Source organism: Lentzea albidocapillata subsp. violacea (assembly GCF_900100275.1).
GTDB classification, from domain to species: Bacteria; Actinomycetota; Actinomycetes; order Mycobacteriales; family Pseudonocardiaceae; genus Lentzea; species Lentzea violacea.
In genome coordinates, this window is the sequence record NZ_FNET01000053.1 from 1 (window position 1) to 1,397 (window position 1,397).

A 1,397-nucleotide genomic window follows, 5' to 3' on the forward strand; every position below is an offset into this window, starting at 1 on the left:
AGTGCTGTGAATCCGAGTAGTTCGTTGTCGTCGCGGCAGCGCAGGGCTGCTGTCAGGTTGTTCGAGGCCGGGTTGGGCTATCGGGTGGTGGCGACCCGGTTGGGTGTGTCGTGGTCTGCGGTGGCACGCTTGCGTGATCGGTGGAGTCTGCGGGGCGCGGGAGCGTTGGTGAGTAAACAGCGCGGGCGGGTGTTCTCGTTCGAGTTCAAGCTCGAGGTGGTGCGCCGGTTCGTGGCGGGTGAGGCGACCGCGATCGAGCTGGCCCGTGAGTACGGGTTGTCGTCGCCGAAGACGGTGCAGAAGTGGGTGGCGGCGTTCCGGCGTGAGGGTGAGGACGCGTTGCGGCCCAAGCCGAAAGGCCGCCCCGCGAAGCCCGCGGCCCCGGCTGACGAGCTGGAACGGTTGCGGCAGGAGAACCTCGAGCTGTCCGCGAAGGTGGCGTTTCTGGAAAAACTGCGGGCTTTGAGGGAGCAGGGGCGAGGCTGAAAAGCCAGGTCATCGCCACGCTCAAAGCGCAGTTCCCGCTGCCGGTACTGCTGAAAGTCGCCGGCGTCGCACGCTCGACGTTCTTCTACCACCAGGCCCGGCTGGACCGGCCCGATCCGCATGCCGAGCTCAAGGCCGAGATCACCGAGGTGTTCGAGGCCGCGCGCGGCCGTTACGGGCATCGGCGAGTGCACGACGCGCTGACCCACGCCGGCCGGCCGGTCGCGAAGAAGACCGTGCTCAAGCTGATGAACACCCTCGGTCTGCGCAGCCACGTCCGGCGCCGCCGCCGGTCCTGTCAAGCCTGGTCCGGTCAGCCCGCCACGGCCGCGCCGAACATCCTGGACCGCCAGTTCACCGCGACCGAGCCGAACACGAAGTGGGTCACCGACATCACCGAGTTCCGCATTGGTGACCGCAAGATCTACCTCTCACCCGTGATCGACCTGTTCGACCGCTCCGTCATCGCCTACTCCTACGGCCCCTCACCCACGATGGACCTGGTCAACACCGCACTGCGCGACGCGATCGCCACCCTGCACCCCGGCCAGCGTCCGCTGGTGCACTCCGACCAGGGCCTGCACTACCAGCACCCCACCTGGCGCGCCATCCTCGACAAAGCCCGTCTGCCCCAGTCGATGTCCCGCCGAGGCAACTGCCTGGACAACGCCATGGCCGAGAACTTCTTCGGCCACCTCAAAGCAGAACTGTTCCACCACACCAAGTTCGACACCGTCACCGAGCTCACCACCGAACTCGACAACTACATCGACTGGTACAACACCACCCGCATCTCCACCACACTCGGCGGCCTGAACCCGGCCCAATACCGAGCCCAGAACCAACCCGCCTAACCTCCACTTAGCCAGTCCAACTTCCGGGGACCAGTTCAGGGCAGCGCCCCCAGGGGA

Annotated in this window: 2 protein-coding genes and 1 pseudogene; all 3 read left to right on the top strand. The window is 66.4% G+C overall.

Features of this window, described 5'->3' with window-relative positions; all coding sequences use genetic code 11:
- Positions 1-6: 6 nt before the first annotated feature.
- A pseudogene (locus BLR21_RS44795) lies at positions 7-156 on the top strand (helix-turn-helix domain-containing protein); the annotation flags it as partial.
- Positions 157-168: 12 nt separating this feature from the next.
- Positions 169-486, top strand: coding sequence for a helix-turn-helix domain-containing protein (locus BLR21_RS41465; protein WP_176930045.1), 318 nt, complete (start codon positions 169-171; stop codon positions 484-486).
- 50 nt (positions 487-536) lie between these two features.
- Entirely contained in the window at positions 537-1,340 is an 804-nt protein-coding gene (locus BLR21_RS41470) for an IS3 family transposase (RefSeq protein ID WP_256335268.1), read from the top strand.
- Positions 1,341-1,397: the final 57 nt, after the last annotated feature.